Origin of the sequence: Ewingella sp. AOP9-I1-14 (assembly GCF_052375995.1) — a bacterium.
GTDB lineage: Bacteria > Pseudomonadota > Gammaproteobacteria > Enterobacterales > Enterobacteriaceae > Ewingella > Ewingella allii.
In genome coordinates this window covers 225,825-244,769 of sequence record NZ_JBQSVA010000007.1, presented here as the reverse complement: position 1 = coordinate 244,769, position 18,945 = coordinate 225,825, and the positions used below count along the sequence as shown (strand labels likewise).

Below are 18,945 nucleotides of genomic sequence, written 5' to 3'. Positions count from 1 at the left end.
TGACACTCTAGCAAGCAGGGGCCAACAAAAGGCTGACGAGAAAATGACAAAAGAATGACAACAAGGCGAATCGCGATCAGTTAGGCCAGCTTATTTTTACTTCATCGGATTATTTGGGCTATGTTAAATCCTGTAAATCCACAGGTTACTCAGCAGAATAATGATGAATCCAAAGGTGTTGTTAGTCACCGGCTCCAGCCGGGGCATAGGGGCCGCCACGGCGATATTGGCGGCAAAACGGGGTTACGCCGTCTGTGTAAATTACGTCAATGACCAGCAGGCCGCCTTTCACGTTCGCGATGAGATTTTAAGCCTTGGCGCTCAGTGCATCGCGGTACGCGGCGACGTCTCTAACGAGCAGCAGGTCAAAGAAGTCTTCGCCACCATCGACAGCCAGCTTGGGGCCATTACTCATTTGGTGAATAACGTCGGGATCCTAAAGCAAAAAATGCCGATGATTGAGATGGACGGAGAGCGTTTCCAGCAGGTGCTGCTGACTAACGTGATGAGCCACTTTTACTGTTCACGTGAAGCGATAAAGCGCATGGCGCGGTCCAGAGGCGGCGCTGGCGGGGCCATTGTTAATGTTTCATCTGGCGCATCGCGCAGCGGCTCGCCGTTTGAATATGTGGATTACGCCGCCTCCAAAGGCGCGGTGGACACCTTCACCGTCGGGCTGTCGAAAGAGGTGGCGGCTGAAGGCATTCGCGTCAACTGCGTGCGCCCCGGAGGCATTTATACCGATATCCACGCCGACGGCGGCGAGGCGGCACGGGTTGACCGCATCGCTAAGAACTTCCCGATGCAGCGCGGCGGCACGCCGGAAGAAGTCGCCAACGCCATTCTTTGGCTGCTGAGCGACGAGGCCTCCTTTGTGACCGGCAGTTTTACTGACCTGTGCGGCGGGGTGTAGAGGACCGACACAGCAAGGTGAAGGTGAAGTCGATGCCAATCACTTCACCAGAACCATCTCTTTTATTGTTCGCCCAATGAGTTGCATCGCTTGCTGATGAATCTCCGTCAAAGGCTGCGAGTAATTGAGTCGCAGACAATTACGGTATTTACCCGATGCCGAGAAGATGCTGCCCACCGCGACACGTATATTGTGTTCCTCAAGCAACTTATTCAGCCGCTGAGTATCAAGCTGCTTATCCAGTTCAATCCACAGCATAAACCCGCCCTGTGGCCGACTTACCCGTGCATCACAAGGAAAGTATTGATTGACCCAGCCGGTCATGATCCTCAGATTCTTTTGATATTGGTTACGCATACGCCGCAGGTGCTGTGAATAGTGGCCCTGCTTAATAAAATCAGTCACTGCAATTTGGGTCAAAGAGGTGGTTCGGCCCGTGCTGATATATTTCATGTAAAGGCAGCGATCGTAATAACGACCGGGGGCCAGCCAGCCGATGCGTAGCCCCGGCGCGATTGTTTTAGAAAACGAGCTGCAGAGTAAAACGCGGCCATCTTCATCAAATGAGCTAATGGTGCTGGGGCGAGGGTACTGATAGGACAGGTCGCCATAGACATCATCCTCAATGATGGCGATGTCATGGGACTGCGCGAGACGCAATAACGCCTTTTTGCGCTCATCTGGCATATTAAACCCCAAGGGGCTATTGCAGTTTGCCGTGAGCTGGATGGCTTTGATTGGCCACTGATTCAGGGCCATTTCGAGAGCTTCAATACTGATACCCGTCACGGGATCCGTGGCGATTTCCAGCGCTTTTATGCCATTGCCCCTTAAGGTTTGCATCACACCATGGAAGCTTGGGGAATCTACAGCGACGATATCCCCCGCCTGACAGACTGAACGAATAGCAATCGACAGCGCCTCATGGCACCCCGTCGTGATAATGATATTGCTGGCATTGATATAATTGCCGCTATCAATCATCAGCCGGGCAATTTCTTCTCGTAACTCCTGCACGCCAAAAATGCTGTCACTTTGAAAAGCCTCGAGATTTTGATGACGGCTAACGCGTGATAACGCCAAATTAAGGGGTTTAAGCGTCGGCGGAGAGATATCCGGCGTCCCCCTGTAAAACTGAATGGCGTCAGACATCCTCGGCGAGGTGATTAAGTCTAAAACTTGATCCCACTGAGAAATATCTACAGGCCGCTGTGCCGGCCGGCAGACGGCGGGTAACGCTGCCTGAGCTCGACGCTTAGTCGCCGGTTGCCCGTCGCCGTCGGCCGGGAATGTCACGAAATATCCGGATTTTGGGCGGACTTCCACCAGCATTTTGTCTTCCAGCACGCGGTACGCCTGTTGCACGGTACTGATGCTCACACCGTGCTCGCTACTCATATTCCGAATAGAGGGAAGCCGGTCGCCCGCCGGATAAAAACCTTGCTCGATGCGTTCGCTCAATACGTTGACCAGATAGTCGTAACGCTTCATTCATTACTCTCCATTTTTTGAAGATTAAAACAGTACAGATTTTTCAACTTTTTCACGATATCTGTCACAAAAACGGGCGGCGTATTGATTAAATTTTCAAAAACTGAGTCTGTATTGCCGATCAGCTTTCTTCCATATTATTGCCACAGGGTAAATGGGGTAAGCAAGATGAAAAAGATGATGAAAGAGCGCCAATATTGTGACCATATCTGTGGAGGCAGCGCGGGCTCGTTGAGTACAACAAAACAACCTGCGGCAGTGATGAAACCTCAAAAACAGTCGTGGTTAAGCAGGCTTAAAATGGCTTTACGGCAGCAAAAAGCGGGGAAAGTTAAAAACCTCTCGCACCCAACCATTGAAAGCCTTTCCGACAGCCAGCTGCGTGATATTGGCTTATCCAGAGATGAGCTAAATAAAGAGCAGAACCGCACCGGCTGGCCAGACTTGCCTCGGGGGATAAAGTAATGCTCAAGGGGCGGATTGACCTGCTACGCACTCGCCTTTCATCAAGTTAAAACAGGTTTAGGGGTAAATTCTGAGGGACAACAAGTCGCATCTGAAACTCCTGTTGACTCACTCTATATTTCGACTATTCTAGAAATATAGTTTAAAAGGAGGCGTTATGGATCTCAACACAGCGGCCAGTGCGTTAAAAGAGCTTGGTCATCCTACACGACTGGCTGTCTACAAGGCGCTGGTCAAGGCGGGGCACGGCGGGTTGCCGGTTGGCGAGTTGCAGGCGCAGCTGGATATTCCGGCTTCGACTCTGAGTCACCATCTCTCGGCGCTGTTAACCGTCGGGCTTATTCGCCAAGAGCGACAAGGCCGCACGCTTTTTTGCCTGCCACAGTATCAGCGACTTGAACAACTATTGGTGTTTCTGGTCGAGGAGTGCTGTTCGGGGGAAGGGGGATGTGACATTAATTTGCCAACACAGCCAGGAGGAAAATCCAATGGGCATGCTGATGAATAATTTGGATAAACAACTTTTTGACGCGCCGATCACCGCAGAGAAGCTGACGGCAGCCCAGCCAGCACACCCACCGCGCATACTGCTGCTGTATGGTTCAGTGCGTGAGCGCTCATTCAGCCGGTTTGCCACTGAAGAGGCAGCCCGACTGCTGAGCGCTATGGGCGCCGAGGTCAAAATTTTTAATCCGTCCGGCCTGCCTTTGCCAGACGATACCCCTGAAACCCACCCTAAAGTCGCCGAGTTGCGCGAGCTGGTAATGTGGTCCGAAGGCATGGTGTGGTGCTCGCCGGAACGTCACGGCGCGATGACTGGCGTGATGAAGGCGCAGATCGACTGGATCCCGCTATCAATGGGCGCGGTGCGCCCGTCGCAAGGAAAAACGCTGGCGGTCATGCAGGTCAGCGGCGGCTCTCAGTCGTTTAACGCGGTCAATCAGATGCGCATTCTGGGGCGCTGGATGCGGATGATCACCATCCCCAATCAATCATCGGTGGCCAAAGCCTGGGCAGAGTTCGATGAGGAAGGACGGATGAAGCCTTCAGCCTATTATGATCGTATTGTCGACGTTATGGAGGAGTTGATGAAGTTCACCGTGCTGACGCGCGGGAACGCCGACTATCTCACCGATCGCTATAGCGAGAGAAAGGAAAGCGCCGAGCAGCTGTCGGCCAGAGTGAATCAGCGAAGCATATAGAAACCGCTGAAAATATTGGGTCGAGCAGCATGGTTTTCTCTATGCAATGATAGGGTTAATCCCCACACAATCCCGTGAGCAGGTAGCAAAGTGAATATTTCAGCGAACCATGAATGGCGTGAGAATAACTATCTGGTCAGCACAGATAATGAAAAGTTGGATGTGCAGGCGATCCATCAGTATTTGACGCGATCCACGTGGGCGCAGGGCATCAGTCTGGAGACCGTCACGGCGTCCATAGAGAACAGCCTTAACTTTGGCGTTTACCATGATGGCTCGCAAATAGGTTTTGCACGTCTGATAACCGACTATGCGACCTTCGCTTACCTATGCGATGTCTACGTTCTTGAGGAATATCAGGGGGAGGGACTTGGGCGATGGCTGATGGAATGTGTTCATGCTCATCCGGTGTTTGAGAAACTGCGCCGGATCATGTTGTTCACCACCACTGCCCCATGGCTTTATGAAAAGTTAGGCTATAAACCCGTCAATAGAGAAAATTATGCGTGGACCATTACCCGCCCTGATATCTACACCCGGAGTGAGAATCAGAAGTAACGGCCCATCACATTAATGCTCTTGATCAGATTGCGTGGTGAGATTGGCTGATGCCAGTATCAGGGCGATAAACGACCCAGCGGCCATTCCTGCCACCATGGGAAGCGGGCGTCCGTTGGTGAAAACGCCGATCACGGCAACCATGACTGCACCGGTCAGCATTTGCAGTGTTCCCATGAGTGCCGAGGCAGTGCCTGCGTTAGCACCGTGCTGGTCGAGGGCCAATACGCTGGTGCTCGGAATAACCAACCCCATAAATGCAGAAGCCACGAAATAGGGCAAGATCAACATCCACATGTTATTACCGCCGCTGGCGAAGTAGGCAAGCATGGTCAGTGTGGCCACGGTGCACCCGCAAACGGCAATTTTAACCAATCTCACCATGCCAAAACGTTTACTCAAGACTGCGGTGAACTGCGCGCTGCCGATGAAAAACACGGCGTTGGCGGCGAAGCATACGCTGTAAACCGTGGGTGAAAGGCCATAGTGGTCAATCATCACAAAGGATGAGTTGGCCAAAAAGGTGAAGAACCCTGCCATAGTAAAGCTGCCAATAAATACCAATAACAAGAAATGACGGTCACGCAGCAAGCGCCCGTAAGCGGAAAGCCCACTTGTCAGGCTGCTATGAATGCGTTCGGAGGCCGGGCGCGTCTCATGCAGCATCCTAGACATCATCACCAAAGCAATCATTGCCGCAAGAGTCACAGCCCAGAATACCCCGCGCCAGCCCACAAAGGTGATAACAGCACTTCCCACCAGCGGCGCCAAAATCGGTGACACGCTAAACACCAGCATAAGCAAAGACATCAGCCGCGCGGCGTCGACGCCGGTATGCAAATCTCGCACGATGGCTCGTGGAATAGCCAATCCAGCAGCAGCCCCCAGCCCTTGTAAAAAGCGCAGCAAGATAAGCATATGCATGTCTTTAGCCAGCGCACAGCCAATGCTGGCGAGGGTGAAGAGCACTAACCCCACATACAGCGGCGGTTTACGGCCATACATGTCCGACAGCGGGCCATAAAGCAACTGGCCCGCGCCAAGGGCGAGGAAGAATGAGGTCAGACTCATCTGCACCGTGCCAATATCCGCGTGCAGGCTGGTGCCAATGGAAGGCAGGGCAGGTAAATACATGTCGACGGCGAAAGGGCCGATGGCCGACAGCAGGCCAAGCACGATGGCCATTTTAATAAACGATTTGGATTGCATCTGTTACAAACTCATAGGGATGGGGTAGGTAGGGTCGAAAGCGTATAAACGCGCCAGCGCAATCACTTGTGACCGCCGCTGACGGTGATGACTTCGCCTGTTATCCATCGGGCATGGTCTGAAGCCAAGAAGGTGACGGCGGGGGCAATGTCTTCTGGCAGCCCCATGCGGCCCAGCGGGGTCTGCGCAATGATGGCCTGCGTCATCTCATTGGGCTGCGACATAAATGCGGCGGTGCCTTCAGTCTGCGTTGGGCCGGGGCTGACGCTGTTTACTCTGATTTGTCTTACGCCTAGCTCTTTAGCCAGCACCACGGTAATGCCCTCTGCGGCTTTTTTGCTGGCGGCATACACAGTGGACGACGGCGGTGCCATGCTGGTGATATTGGAGCCAATGTTAATGATTGAGCCACCTGCTTTAAGGTGTTTAGCGGCGGCCTGAATCATCAGGATCGGGGACAAGACGTTGATATTGAAGGTGCGATGGAAATGCTCCTCGGTAATGGCGTCCAAAGGATTGAACTCATAGATACCTGCATTGTTGACCAAAATGTCGAGGCGGCCATAGGTTGCCACTGCTGCCTCAACCACACGCTGCGCGTCTGCTGCCAGTGACACGTCACCCTGCACGGCAACGGCTTTGCCGCCGTGAGACTCAATGTCCGCCACCACGGCATTGGCTCCCGCTTTGCTCGACGCGTAGTTCACCACCACGTAAGCACCATTCAGCGCTAAGTCGCGAGCGATTGCAGCGCCAATACCTTTGGAGCCTCCCGTAACAACGGCCACTTTGGCATGTAAAATTTGGCTCATGTTGACTGCTCCACTGACTGTTTTTTGCGAAATGCGGAAGAGTGAAAAACACCCTTGTTCCACGGTCGGCACACTATCTCAAAGCTTGTTGGCTCACACTTATGGCTTCGCAACGACTTTTCAGCCAGTTTCTTACCGACCGGTAAGAAATATTTGCGCATAATATACGGGTAGTCAAGCAACCATTTCGAGCAAAGAGTTTTTATGTCAAAAGTCAGTCAGGAAAAAAACGCGGTTTCCCGAGTTGGGCGGCCTAAGGCTTTTAACGAAGATCAAGCCCTAGACGCGGCGATGGAGGTGTTTGCTGCCTATGGTTTTGAGGCTGCGTCGCTGACGGCCTTGACGGAGGCGATGGGCATCAATCGCGTCAGCATGTATGCCACTTTTGGCAACAAGGAGGCGCTGTTTTTACGCGCTTTTGCCCGCTACACCCAATTAGCCGAAGAGGATGGCGCGCGCTGTTTAGCCAATGGTAATGCCAAACAGGGCTTACTCACTTTACTGACCGACTGCGTTGAGCGATTCACCTCTCAAGAGGTGAATGGCGTCTGTTTTATGACCCAAGGCCCCTTGGATAAACTGAGCGTTGCGCAGGAATCTCGTCTCGCCTTTGCACACCACCGTGAGACGCTCGAGGTGCTGCTGCAACGCCATGTCCAGCAGGCAGTGGAGAAGGGAGAATTGCCGGAAAGCACAGAGATTTCCCGGCTCGCCGGTTTTTACACCGTGGTCATTCACGGTCTGGCTTTGCAGGCCCAGCACGGCGCAACGCGTGAGGACCTGCTCGGCGTGGTGGACGTGGCGATCAGCGCCTGGCCCGAGGCTGTTAAGCCTTAGTCGCCTTCCCGGCCTTTAAGGTCACGGCTAGCGCAAGCCCCGTCCATAGCAGCAGTTGCCAGCAGACCAGCGTCCAGCCGCCGTAGTTCCAGGCGGCCACTCCCGCCCCCGTGCCAATCGCGCCTCCCCAGAACAGGCTGGTCATAAAGAACGTGTTGATGCGACTGTGCGCCGATTCATCCAGCCGGTAGATTTGCGAGAGGTTGTTCACTTGGGTGATTTGCATGCCGATGTCCAGCAGCAGGGTAGCAACCACAATAGCAGTAATGGCGCTGTGCCAAAGTTGCAGCGTTAACGCCCCCAAGACCATCAACAGCACGCTGTAGATTTGCGTGCGGCGCGGGTCGGCTCTGTCCGATATTTTCCCGAACCACGGGGCTAATAGCGTGCCGACAACCGCAATCAGCCCGAACAGGCCAATGGTGCCACTGGAAAAGTGGAAAGGCTCGGCGGAGAGTTTTAATGTCAGGGTGGTCCAGAATGAGCAGAAAGCGCCGAAGATCAGCGCGCCAAGCAGGGATAAACGGCGCAACTGGCTAAAGCGTTTACCCTGTTGCAGCGTTGAGCGCAGCAGAGGCAGATAGTGGCTGCTATGGGTCGATTTTGTATTCGGCAAAAACACGATAAACAGCAGTGTGACCAGCAGAACCAGCAGCATTGAGAAACCAAAAACCCAGCGCCAGCCGAGCCATTCGGCTATGTATCCACTGACCACCCGCGCGGCTAAAATTCCCGTCAGCGTGCCGGTAAACACCATCCCCACCACTCGGCCTTTGCCCGTCGGCAGTGCCAGCGAGGCGGCCATCGGCACAACAATTTGCACCGAAACGCCCAGTAAACCTATGCCGAAGCAGACCAGCGACAGGCCGATCATCGAATGTACCTGAGTTGCTGCAAATAGGATCGCTAGCATCAGTAACTGCAACAGAATAATCAGCTTTTTGCGGTCAAACATATCCCCTAGCGGCGCAATGAAAAACAGCCCAATGCCGTAACCTACCTGAGTCCAGACGGGTAACATGCCGGTCTGATGCGCAGAGATAGTTAGCGATGCGGCGATAAGCGCCAGAATGGGTTGGCAGTAGTAGATATTCGCGATGGTTACGCCGGCCATCATCGACATCACGATGATTTGCCACGGCGTGGCAACCGGGAGAACGCGGGGATGTAGCGCCATGCTGTCGTGCCTCAAAATTAGAATGCAGCAGTTCTCATCACTTCACGAAGTGATGGCGTTGTGCCAAAAGGAGTAGGCAGGGAGAGCCACGTTGCGTCGCTCTCCCTTAGGGGAATTAGCGGTTTTGACCCGCCATCAGCACGTATTTCACATGCACGTACTCTTCGATACCGTAATGACCGCCTTCACGACCATAACCGGAGTGCTTGATACCGCCGAACGGCACTGAGGCTGTGCCCACTGAACCGGAATTGAGGATAACCATCCCGGCTTCCAACTGCTTGGAAAGGCGGAAAGCGCGGCCCAAATCCTTGGTCCAGGCGTAGGCCACCAGACCGTATTCGGTGTTATTAGCGCAGCGGATCGCTTCTTCTTCCGTGCTGAAGCGATAGATAGCAAATACCGGTCCGAAGATTTCAGTGTTATGAATTGCAAAGGTGTCGTCCAAATCGCAAAGAATGGTCGGCTCATAGAACAGGCCACCTTTCTGATGCGGTTTACCGCCCAGACGCACGGTAGCACCATTCAATACCGCCTCGTTGACCAGCGAAGCGACTTTATCAATCGCCATCTGGTTAATCAGCGGGCCAACCACGAAGTCCTTTTGCATTCCCTGATCGACTGGGATTTTGGCGACCGCGGCGACCAGTTGTTTGACGAACTCATCGTAGATGCCGTCCTGCAAGAAGATACGGTTAGGAGAGATACACACCTGACCGGAGTTACGCAGCTTGGCGCTCACCAAACCGGCAACGGTCTCTTCAATCGGGCTGTCATTGAAGACGATAAAAGGTGCGTTACCGCCCAGCTCCATGGTCATTTTCTTCAGGGTTTCGCCGCAGCTTTGTGCCAGCAGCTTGCCCACGCGAGTAGAGCCGGTGAAGGAGATTTTGTGGATCCGCTCATCCTTGGTGAAGGCTTCCCCAATGGATTTTGCATCGCCACTCACCACCTCAAACACGCCTTTTGGAATACCGGCCTGACGCGCATATTCCAGCAATTTATAGGCGGTCAGCGGCGTCTCTTCGGCAGGTTTAATGATCATGGTGCATCCCGCCGCCAACGCGGTAGCGATTTTGCGGGTGATCATCATGAACGGGAAGTTCCACGGAGTAATAGCCGCAGTAGGCCCAACCGGCTCTTTGACCACCAGCACCGAGGCGTTGGGATCGTGCGACGGCAGGGTGTCGCCGTTCAGGCGCTTGGCTTCTTCGGCGTACCATTCGATAAAGCCCAGTCCATATTCGATTTCACCCAGCGCTTCGCTCAGGCATTTGCCGTTTTCTTTTACTAGCAGCTCGGCAAAAACGTGTTTGTCGGCGCGAACTAGGTCGTACCAGCCGCGCAACAAGTCGCCGCGCTCTTTGGCAGTTCTGCGCGCCCAGGCTGGGAAAGCATCACAGGTGCGGTTAATCGCGGACGCCACTTCGGTGGCATCAAGGAAGGGGATTTGGCCGACAATGCTGCCATCAGCAGGGTTAGTGACTTTAATCATCGAGAGATATTCCTAAGCAGGTGACGCTGAGCCTCAGCGGAGGTGCACCGGCAAATATTTTTGTCCGGTGCGTTCTAACGAGGCTGATAATGCGGCGGTAGCAATTTCTCAACAATCGATTAAAATTGCTCGATTGTTGAGAAAAACTAAACGGTTGAACCCAATGCGTGAACTCCCTCCCTTAAATGCTTTATTAGCTTTTGAATTCGTTGCCAAAACCGGCAGCGTGCGCGCGGCGGCGGAAAGCATGTCAGTGACGCCGGGCGCGGTTAGCCGACAAATTCGGCTGCTTGAAGACCACTTCGGGACCGCACTTTTTCAGCGGCAGGGGCGCGGGTTAATCCTCACACACCCCGGCAACGCCTATTTTCAGCAAATCAGCGAACACTTTGAGGGGCTGCGCCGCGCGGGTCAGGTGCTGCACCGTAACGCCGGGCGGGCGGTGATCCGCCTACACTCCTTCACTACCTTTGCCACTCGCTGGCTTATCCCGCGACTGGCGAAGTTCCAAATGGCGTATCCGGATATCGACGTCCGCCTAACCACGGCATCTGAGTGGGATGACGGCACGGACTGCGACGCGGCGATCCGGCTGGGTAACGGCGTCTGGCCGCAGCGCCATGCCGCGCCGCTGGTGAAAAACGTCTTGGTGCCGGTGTGCCGCCCGACCGAGGGGCGCAAGGCAAATATGGCACTTGAAGGTTTGTCACAGCACACGCTGCTGATGGTGCGTGGGCGTCCGGATGATTGGCAGCTGTGGTGCCGGGCTTTTAATGTCGATATGAACCAGCTACCGCACCGGCGGGATATGGAGAGTTCGGCACTGGCCTATCAAGCAGCATTGGAGGGGCAGGGTATCGCGCTGGCGCAGCGCGTGCTGGTTGAAGATGAGCTGCGTTCAGGCACCCTGATTGCCATGGAAAACCATCAGCTGGACTGTGGTTCCCTGACCTATTATCTGGTGTGGAATGAAGACAGCCCGAAAGAAGCCACATTGAAAAGGCTGGAGGAGTGGCTTACGCGGCATGAGGAGAGTTAGGGGAAAGATATTTCTTAATCCAACAAAGTGAATGTAATTTATAAGAAAAAGGCCATATGTAAGCCATTTCCTACATCCTTTGTAGGATCGTCTTATTACCGACACATCTAAAAAATGACAATATCTCTTCGTTCTGAAATGGCGGTGGGTGCATCGAATATCGCCGCCGTCATAACGTTAAGCACTTTTACAGTGGAAATAACACGAACCTGTTATCTGAAGTCTAATTATTAGGTGTACTTGCAGTATAAGGCCAATAATTTAGCTGATTTTATAAACGTTCTTTCGCAGCGTCTGGCTATGTATCAGCGAACTCGTTCTTATTTTTAATTCCACTCAGATAAATATTACACCGAATACTCGGTGGGGTATTGCTCGCCTTAAAGAAATCAGGAATCAATATGAACAAAGTCTTTAAAGTTAAATGGAATAGCTCCTTGCAACGTTTTAATATCACCTCAGAATTGACCAAGGGAAAAAGCAAATGCTCAAGTGGCAATTCTAAAAAAACCGGCGTGCAATTGCGTCACGCGGGAATATTATCCATGGCTGCATTAGCGATGGGACTTACTGCACCCGCAATGGCAGCAGAGATAGAAGTGGATGCGTTTGACTCTAAAGACGGCGGGCATGTTCAATCGATTACTGGTAACGATAAATTAATTAGCAGCTCTTGGAACAATATTGCCGCGGGCGATCCGGGTTACATTCGTATGTCCGTACGCGAGGCGATCCTTCAAGGAAAATTACGTGATTTGGATAGCGGTGCAACCCTAGCGGACCTGGATAAAGGCAATTTGGTCACCGGCCAGATGGTGGGATATGACTACTACGACGCCAACATTGGCAATGTCGCGACATTTCAGGGCTACAATAACAATGAGTTGAAGATGGCGAACGTGCTGGACCAGTCGATTCCTTTGGCTTATGCCGTAGGGGTAGATGGCCAGTATGTCGATCGTAATTTAATTCAGGTTACCGGAGGTGGAACGCTTGATGTGTCAGTCGGTGATAGTTCAGGTAGCGACTGGTTTAATGATCCTAATAACCGCCTTAAACTCTACATGAAAGGTGATGCCAGCTCTTCTGCTGTCTCTTCAGTATTTAAAGTTGCCGTAGCTTCAACCATTGATTACAACAGTAAAACGGTTGTGCACCTTGGTAACTTTAATAATCAGGCTAAAAATATTGGCGAATCTATTCTCAGCGTAAGAACTGGGTTTAATGGCAGCTTTGATAGCGTATTAGGTCCGCAGACGGTTAATACCATTGATGATCTAAAAAATTATAACAGCGCACTTATCGCCGCGATCCAAAGCGGCACTCTCGCACCTGAAAAATATGTTGAAGAGTTTAATAAAGCTATTCCAACCTCGGGCCGAATGGTCTATGTCGATGCGGTTATTGATCAACATGACGCAGCGAGCCAGTACGTTAATTATCAACGCGTAGCTTATATTCACGGTGACGGCGGTACGGTGAATATTGCCAGCGACGCTTCTATTCAAGGCTATTCAACCGATAGTTCCATTGTCAGGCTTGATAATGGTGGCGTGCTGAATAACTACGGCAGCTTGGGGATGTTTAATAGTACCAGCGCAGGGTCAATGGTTGTCAGCGCCAGAAATGGCGCGGTCGTTAATAACTATGGCGTAATTGATGCGGGTACCAATGCCGAAATGGCCGGATATACGGTCAACGGCGCCAACGCTATCGTTTTCCAGGGGCACAATGAAGGTATTGCGGCCAACAACGCGACGGTGAATAACCAGGGCGTGATCAACGTCGCGCCCAACGGCAGCTATGTCTCCAACGTTGGCGTCTACCTGTTCAACAACGCCGTGATGACCAACACTGGAAACCTGAATGTTTCAGCGGTAGAAAGGGCCACTTCGCCACAATACAGCGGGAAATTTACCGTTGGCGTGCAGCTGAACGACGTCGGCTCCAAATTGATCAATGAAGCCGACGCTGAACTCTATTTGGGCCGCGAAGCACAGCGCGATCTCAGCTCTGCTTCGGTTGATATCTCCTCTGCGGCTCCGGGGAGCAGGCTGGTCTATGTTAAGCAGGGCCTGTTCACCAATAAAGAAAACGGTCTGCTTACTCTCGGTAGCAAGACACAAGGCAGCTATGGCGTTGTCGCAGAAGGCGCGACCAGCAATGTCGAAAATAGCGGCTTTATTACGATTAATGGCGCCGCTGACGGCGTCGCAGGGGCCGCGCCATTGCAAAACGTTGGCATCATGGCGGCTCTAGGCGCGTCCAACGTCGTTAACGCTAGCACGGGTAATATCCTCCTTAATGGCATTAACTCCGTTGCGATGATGGCAAAATCGTCCGTTGCCGATGCGCTAGACAGTGCCGTGCGCAATGCGGGCACTATAACGGTTAACCGTGGGGTGGATCCTACGACCAAAACAGCCAACTACGGTCTGTGGGCCGACGGCGCGCGCGCGACGGTTGCCAACGCCGGCTTGATCGATTTGAAGGGCGACGGTGCCGTTGGTGCCCACGCTCGCAATGGCGGCACCATTGAGGTGGACGGTGCTGGTGAAATGAAATTCGACGGTCTTAACCAAACGGGTTACTTCGTCTTGGGGGCCGGGTCGAAAGTGGTGGATAAGAGCACCGGCAGCCAAAACGTGACCACAGAAGGCTCCACGCTTTACCGTATTGATGGCGGTGCCAGCTTTGACGGCGCGGGTAGCACGTCATCCCTTGAAAGCAGTGGTAAGAACTCAACCGCGCTTCTGGTCACTAGTAACGGCCAGGCGAGCCAACTTAACACCGGCAATATGAGTATTACCGCCAGCGGCGAAGGCGCGACGGGTATTAAGGTGATGGGGGATGCGCAAGGCACATTATCCAGTGACACGACGCTTTCGCTGACCGGCGCAGGCAGCACCGCAGGCATTGTTGACGGCAGCTATAGCGATATCACCGGCGCGGGCGATCCTAGCTATCGTGGCAACGCCACGTTGACCAGCTATGCCATGCTAGATAACAGCGTGGCAACGGCGGCGAATGCCGTGGGCTTTATTGCCCGCAACGGCGGAACGCTCGACCACAAAGGCAGTATCAACTTCACCACCGCGGGCACCACTGGCGTATTGGTTGATGGCGGGGCACTGGATAACAGCGGCGACATTCACGTCAACGGCGTTGCCGTAAATATTCAGGGCAGTACCTCAACCGTAACCAATACCGGCACCATTGAAGCCGGTGATGGCGAAGCGGCGATCAAGGTTGGCAATGGCGCGGATCTGGCTCTCGACGGGCTGGGTATTGTAAAAGCCAGCGGCAGCGCACACGGCATTCTGCTGGATACCGGCGCGCATGGCCTGACGGTGAAGGACGCCAGCATCATCATGGATCCCGTAGCCAACGGCAATGCCATCGAAAACAAGGCAGAAATCGCCGGAATCAAACTCGACAACACTCACATTACGGTCGATAACGGCGCCGGTGTACGTACTGCCGCCAGCATGGATGCGAACAACAGTGGCATCATTACGGTCAATGGCAGCGGCACCGGCCTGCTTTTACAGCACGCTGATGGCTCGATAGCCGATGGCGACATGGATATGTCCAACTCGCGTAATTTGGTTATCAATGTTAATCAGGCTTCCGGCAGCGGTATCGTCACGAACCTCAAGGGGGAGGTGAAGTCCGGCGCGAGCGTTAACGTTAATGATGCCGCTGGCGGTCCGGCCCTTAAAGTAGGCGGAACGACTTCAGTGGTTGAGCAGAGCGGCCGTCTGGTGTCGAAATCCACCACCAACCCGGTGGTGGACGTCAACAATGGCTACCTCGGCAGCTTCATCAACCGTGGTGACATTATCGCTAACTCAGCCGCGCAGGTCGCACTGGAAATTACCAGTGGCCTGTCAGGCGTGCACTTCGTGAACGCGCAGGGCGGCAATATTATCGGGCAGGTGAATCTCACCACGGCCAACAACCATACGGTTGATTTACAGCACGGCAGCACCGCGACGGATGTGACGAGCGCGGGCGGCAATGACACCTTTAATCTGGTCAATATCGACGTCACTGATAGCAATTTATTCAGCTCACTGAATGCGGGCGCGGGCCATGACAAGCTGAATCTTTTGAACAGCCTGATGACGCTGGCACAAACCGGGAAAACCGTCGCTGGCTTCGAAGAAGTTAATCTGGCCAATAACTCGACTCTCACGCTGGATAACATCCTGCTGCCGTTAGGCGATGCAAATGACGATGGCGCGGGGACCGGTTTTAGCATTGATGGCGACAGCACTCTGGTGTTGAAGCAGAGCAGTGATACCCAATTTGCCAGCCATATCAGTGGCGCGGGCACAATCGCTGCCAGCACGGCGGGTAACGCTTTCGACTTCACGGCCAACAATGCCATGAACAGTTTCAGCGGGACGCTGGCGCTGAGTGATACCACATTCAGCCTCGAAGGTTTAAACACTCAGGCACTGACTAACGCCACTTTGCAGGCAAGCAGTGGTAGCCACACCACCGTCGGCGACGGGATGCAAAATATCGGTGGATTACGTTTTGATGGCGGAACTCTGTCGTTTGACACTGGGACGCCGGGTGAAACCATGGCTAAAGGCATGGTGCAAACCGCGAACTTACTGGATATTGATGGACGCGGTACGGTTGGGATTAACGCCGGCTCGGTGAGTAACACGCCAACCTTGCCACCAGCGACCCTCTCACTACTCCAGCAGGATGAAGGCCAGCTGGGCATTAAACTGGCGGGCAGTGATGTGCCTGTCACAGGCAGCGGCGGCAACTTAGCATTGCGCGACCAGTTCGGTGATCTGATCACCGCGGCGCTGGAGCGCGGCGTCATTCAGGGCGGAGAAACCGTCGCCAACGCTACCTATGACTATAGATTGACCAGCGGCGAGGCGGATGACGGCCTTTATACCAGCTACGGCTTAACCGAACTCGAACTGTTAACCTCAGGCAGTAATGCCTTGATATTGAATGCTTATGGCCAGACCGGTAACTCGGCTGATATGAGCGCGAAGTTAACCGGCGCTGGAGATCTGGCAATTGATACTGGCGTGGGCCAAGTGGTTTCGCTTTCCAACTTGGACAATGATTATCAGGGGAAAACCGATGTGCGCAGCGGCACCTTGTTGATGAATAACGACAATGTGCTGGGCCAAACATCTGAGTTGGCACTGGCTTCGGGCACCGGCTTCGACATGAATGGCCATCATCAGGCAGTGGGCATGCTGAACACCCAGTCCGGCTCGATGGTGAATGTTGCCAACGGCGCGCTAGATATCACCCATGGCGGTACTGTCGATGGCGTGCTGCAAGGCAGTGGCGCACTCAACGTCAATGGCGGCACGCTGGCGATAAACGGCAGTAACACCGGGCTTACGGCGGCGACGTCCATCGCCTCCGCTGCTGACGTACAGCTCAATAACACTTCGGGCTTGGGGATGGGAAGCATCTCGAACGACGGCTTGCTGGCCATCAAAAATGCCGCAGGCAGCCTGTTTAACAGCCTGAGCGGCAAGGGTGAAACGCAAATCGCCAATGCCAGCGACGTCAAACTGATGGGCGATAATCAACATTTCTCCGGCACCTTCACCACGGATAAAGACTCCGCGCTGACGGTTACGGGTCAAAACAGCCTCGGTACAGCGGCAGTCAGCAATGAAGGTGCCCTGAATCTGGCTTCTGTGGAGAGTTGGACGCTTGGCAATCGCGTTACAGGTAGTGGCATTCTGAATCAAAATGGCAGCGGCGTGGTCACGCTAACTCAGGCAGCGGCGCAATTCACCGGCGACACCCATGTTAACGCGGGTGGCCTGCAACTGGGCAGCGCGGGCAGTGACGTAACGCTGGCTTCGGGTGAACTCAACATCGCGTCTGGCGCAACTGCCGGAGGTTTTGGCGGTACCGCGGGTAATGTGAACAATCAGGGTACGCTATTGTTAGGTGCGCTGACCCCTTTGACCAGAGCAACGGGCGAAGCACAGACCTTTAATATTGCAGGCAATCTGAACAACGATGGCGAAGCCTCCATCGGGCGAGCAGGTGGCACGGCGGGTAATCTGCTGCACGTTGCGGGCAACTACGCGGGCAATAATGGGCATATGACGTTTAACACTGTGTTAGGCGACGACAGTTCAGTCACCGACAAAATGGTGGTCGAGGGCGACACTCAGGGCAGCACGCGGGTCAGCGTCAATAATACGGGCGGCAGCGGGGCCAAAACCCTCAACGGCATCGAGCTTATCCGTGTTAACGGTCAGTCCGACGGCGAATTTGTGCAGGAGGGGCGTATTGTTGCCGGTGCCTACGATTATCACTTACAGCGCGGTGAGGAGGGCAATGCTAATCACTGGTATCTTTCCAACACCTTGAATGAAGGTGGCGGCGGCGGTAACAAACCCGATCCCGAAGTGGTGGAAGTGTATCGCCCGGAATCCAGTGCTTACGCCTCGAACATGGCAGCAGCCAATACGCTGTTTAATACCCGACTTCATGACCGTCTGGGGGAAACCCATTATGTCGATGCGATAACCGGTGAAGAGAAAGTAACCAGCATGTGGCTGCGCAACGTGGGCGGGCATACGCGCTCGGCGGACAGCAGCGGCCAGATGAAAACGCAGGCTAATCGCTATGTGATGCAAATGGGCGGCGATATAGCCCAGTGGAGCTCAGACGGCGCTGACCGTTATCACCTCGGCGTCATGGCGGGTTATGCAAACCAGAGCAGCAACAGCCGCAATCGCCTTACCGGTGAGAAAGCCGACGGCAGCATCAACGGTTATAGTCTCGGCGTGTATGGAACCTGGCTACAGGACAATATTGAGAAAACCGGGGCTTATGTGGATACATGGGCGCAGTACAGCTGGTTTAACAACACTGTAAAAGGGGATTCTCTCGCGGCAGAGTCCTACAAATCGAAAGGGATAGTAGCATCGGTTGAAAGTGGTTACACCTGGAAAGTGGGCGAGAAAAACGATCACGAGAGCTACTACCTGCAGCCTAAAGCCCAGCTAACCTGGATGGGCGTCGAAGCGGACAGTATTCGCGAAGACAATGGCACTCGCGTAGAAGGTTTAGGTGACGGCAACCTTCAGGCTCGCCTTGGTGTTCGTGCCTTCATCAAAGGTCATAGCCAGATTGATGAAGGTAAAAATCGTTCGTTCGAACCCTTTGTTGAGGCAAACCTGATCAGCAACACCCATTCGTTTGGTAGCCAGCTCAACGGCGTTAACGTGACCCAAAAGGGCGCGCGCAACCTTGGCGAACTCAAAGTGGGGGTTGAAGGCCAGATTAAGCCGGGCGTAAATCTGTGGGGCAACGTGGCTCAGCAGATGGGCAGCAGTGGTTATTCAGATACCAGCGCGTTGATGGGCGTTAAAGTCAGCTTCTGATAGCCATCATTGCGTAAAACGGTGGTTCTTTCTCTAACCTAAAGTGAATCAAGCGCCCTTCGGGGCGCTTTAAATTCATCTTGAAACATGGGTTTACCAAAACATTCCCCTTCTGCCCCCTTCGTTAAATCCCCTTGATCCCAGCTGTAATCCCTTAGTGGCAAAGGGTTTGAGATAGCGTTAAAGACGTCTATACGTCTGGACATGAAAATAGCTCATGTTCAATGAAATTAAATCACTTTTCCTCATCCAACGACTAAGGCATAAATTGTCTTCAGAGATTTGCTGTAGATCACATAAGGGCGACTTAATGACAAAACTAGAACAGAAAATTAGGAAGTCCTGAG

At 53.5% G+C, this 18,945-nt stretch carries 13 protein-coding genes; 8 read left to right on the top strand and 5 right to left on the bottom strand.

All coding sequences use genetic code 11. The features are described 5' to 3' along the window. Positions 1–163: 163 nt before the first annotated feature. Complete coding sequence (locus ACT3RT_RS18705) at positions 164–913, top strand: SDR family oxidoreductase (protein ID WP_353504275.1); 750 nt, start codon at positions 164–166, stop codon at positions 911–913. A gap of 39 nt (positions 914–952) precedes the next feature. Here the strand turns inward: ACT3RT_RS18705 and ACT3RT_RS18700 are convergent, their stop codons facing one another. Next, the gene (locus ACT3RT_RS18700) at positions 953–2,404 is read right to left on the bottom strand and encodes an aminotransferase-like domain-containing protein (protein ID WP_485903331.1); all 1,452 of its coding nucleotides are present in this window, start codon (positions 2,402–2,404) and stop codon (positions 953–955) included. Positions 2,405–2,572: 168 nt separating this feature from the next. Between ACT3RT_RS18700 and ACT3RT_RS18695 the strand changes: the two genes are divergently transcribed. From ACT3RT_RS18695 to ACT3RT_RS18680, 4 genes are all read left to right on the top strand, one after another. After that, complete coding sequence (locus ACT3RT_RS18695) at positions 2,573–2,869, top strand: DUF1127 domain-containing protein (RefSeq protein ID WP_485903330.1); 297 nt, start codon at positions 2,573–2,575, stop codon at positions 2,867–2,869. A 157-nt stretch (positions 2,870–3,026) separates the two neighbouring features. Then, positions 3,027–3,377, top strand: a complete 351-nt coding sequence (locus ACT3RT_RS18690; protein WP_485903329.1) for an ArsR/SmtB family transcription factor — start codon at positions 3,027–3,029, stop codon at positions 3,375–3,377. Continuing rightward, a complete protein-coding gene (arsH, locus tag ACT3RT_RS18685) occupies positions 3,370–4,071 on the top strand; it encodes an arsenical resistance protein ArsH (protein WP_496203549.1) in 702 nt (233 codons plus the stop codon). Before ACT3RT_RS18690 ends, arsH begins: the two co-directional genes overlap by 8 nt. A gap of 90 nt (positions 4,072–4,161) precedes the next feature. Further along, a complete protein-coding gene (locus tag ACT3RT_RS18680) occupies positions 4,162–4,629 on the top strand; it encodes a GNAT family N-acetyltransferase (RefSeq protein WP_496203548.1) in 468 nt (155 codons plus the stop codon). Positions 4,630–4,641: 12 nt separating this feature from the next. Here ACT3RT_RS18680 and ACT3RT_RS18675 read toward each other — a convergent pair whose 3' ends face one another. Both ACT3RT_RS18675 and ACT3RT_RS18670 read right to left on the bottom strand, forming a co-directional pair. Continuing rightward, positions 4,642–5,838 carry a multidrug effflux MFS transporter gene (locus ACT3RT_RS18675; RefSeq protein WP_496203547.1) on the bottom strand — a complete coding sequence of 399 codons (1,197 nt, stop codon included), beginning with the start codon at positions 5,836–5,838 and terminating at the stop codon, positions 4,642–4,644. 62 nt (positions 5,839–5,900) lie between these two features. Beyond that, positions 5,901–6,650 carry a glucose 1-dehydrogenase gene (locus ACT3RT_RS18670; protein ID WP_485903325.1) on the bottom strand — a complete coding sequence of 250 codons (750 nt, stop codon included), beginning with the start codon at positions 6,648–6,650 and terminating at the stop codon, positions 5,901–5,903. A 204-nt stretch (positions 6,651–6,854) separates the two neighbouring features. On the opposite strand from ACT3RT_RS18670, the gene ACT3RT_RS18665 reads away from it, so the two are divergent. Next, positions 6,855–7,487: a TetR/AcrR family transcriptional regulator gene (locus ACT3RT_RS18665; RefSeq protein ID WP_496203546.1), complete on the top strand. Its 633-nt coding sequence runs from the start codon at positions 6,855–6,857 to the stop codon at positions 7,485–7,487. Here the strand turns inward: ACT3RT_RS18665 and ACT3RT_RS18660 are convergent. Both ACT3RT_RS18660 and ACT3RT_RS18655 read right to left on the bottom strand, forming a co-directional pair. Next, positions 7,477–8,664 (bottom strand): MFS transporter, encoded by a 1,188-nt coding sequence (locus ACT3RT_RS18660; RefSeq protein WP_485903323.1) that lies wholly within the window; start codon positions 8,662–8,664, stop codon positions 7,477–7,479. The genes ACT3RT_RS18665 and ACT3RT_RS18660 overlap by 11 nt on opposite strands. Before the next feature lie 115 nt (positions 8,665–8,779). Further along, positions 8,780–10,159: an NAD-dependent succinate-semialdehyde dehydrogenase gene (locus tag ACT3RT_RS18655; RefSeq protein ID WP_485903322.1), complete on the bottom strand. Its 1,380-nt coding sequence runs from the start codon at positions 10,157–10,159 to the stop codon at positions 8,780–8,782. Positions 10,160–10,322: 163 nt separating this feature from the next. Here ACT3RT_RS18655 and ACT3RT_RS18650 point away from each other — a divergent pair, with 163 nt between their 5' ends. Together ACT3RT_RS18650 and ACT3RT_RS18645 are read left to right on the top strand one after the other, a co-directional pair. Continuing rightward, entirely contained in the window at positions 10,323–11,198 is an 876-nt protein-coding gene (locus ACT3RT_RS18650) for a LysR substrate-binding domain-containing protein (protein ID WP_496203545.1), read from the top strand. A gap of 401 nt (positions 11,199–11,599) precedes the next feature. Then, positions 11,600–18,598 carry an autotransporter outer membrane beta-barrel domain-containing protein gene (locus ACT3RT_RS18645; RefSeq protein WP_496203544.1) on the top strand — a complete coding sequence of 2,333 codons (6,999 nt, stop codon included), beginning with the start codon at positions 11,600–11,602 and terminating at the stop codon, positions 18,596–18,598. The last annotated feature ends 347 nt before the right edge of the window (positions 18,599–18,945 follow it).

What these genes read in the sequence shown, in the direction of transcription:
- ACT3RT_RS18705 (WP_353504275.1), top strand. Translation starts at nt 164, where the DNA reads ATGAATCCAAAGGTGTTGTTAGTCACCGGCTCCAGCCGGGGCATAGGG.
- ACT3RT_RS18700 (WP_485903331.1), bottom strand. Translation starts at nt 2,404, where the DNA reads ATGAAGCGTTACGACTATCTGGTCAACGTATTGAGCGAACGCATCGAG.
- ACT3RT_RS18695 (WP_485903330.1), top strand. Translation starts at nt 2,573, where the DNA reads ATGAAAAAGATGATGAAAGAGCGCCAATATTGTGACCATATCTGTGGA.
- ACT3RT_RS18690 (WP_485903329.1), top strand. Translation starts at nt 3,027, where the DNA reads ATGGATCTCAACACAGCGGCCAGTGCGTTAAAAGAGCTTGGTCATCCT.
- arsH (WP_496203549.1), top strand. Translation starts at nt 3,370, where the DNA reads ATGAATAATTTGGATAAACAACTTTTTGACGCGCCGATCACCGCAGAG.
- ACT3RT_RS18675 (WP_496203547.1), bottom strand. Translation starts at nt 5,838, where the DNA reads ATGCAATCCAAATCGTTTATTAAAATGGCCATCGTGCTTGGCCTGCTG.
- ACT3RT_RS18670 (WP_485903325.1), bottom strand. Translation starts at nt 6,650, where the DNA reads ATGAGCCAAATTTTACATGCCAAAGTGGCCGTTGTTACGGGAGGCTCC.
- ACT3RT_RS18665 (WP_496203546.1), top strand. Translation starts at nt 6,855, where the DNA reads ATGTCAAAAGTCAGTCAGGAAAAAAACGCGGTTTCCCGAGTTGGGCGG.
- ACT3RT_RS18660 (WP_485903323.1), bottom strand. Translation starts at nt 8,664, where the DNA reads ATGGCGCTACATCCCCGCGTTCTCCCGGTTGCCACGCCGTGGCAAATC.
- ACT3RT_RS18655 (WP_485903322.1), bottom strand. Translation starts at nt 10,159, where the DNA reads ATGATTAAAGTCACTAACCCTGCTGATGGCAGCATTGTCGGCCAAATC.
- ACT3RT_RS18650 (WP_496203545.1), top strand. Translation starts at nt 10,323, where the DNA reads ATGCGTGAACTCCCTCCCTTAAATGCTTTATTAGCTTTTGAATTCGTT.
- ACT3RT_RS18645 (WP_496203544.1), top strand. Translation starts at nt 11,600, where the DNA reads ATGAACAAAGTCTTTAAAGTTAAATGGAATAGCTCCTTGCAACGTTTT.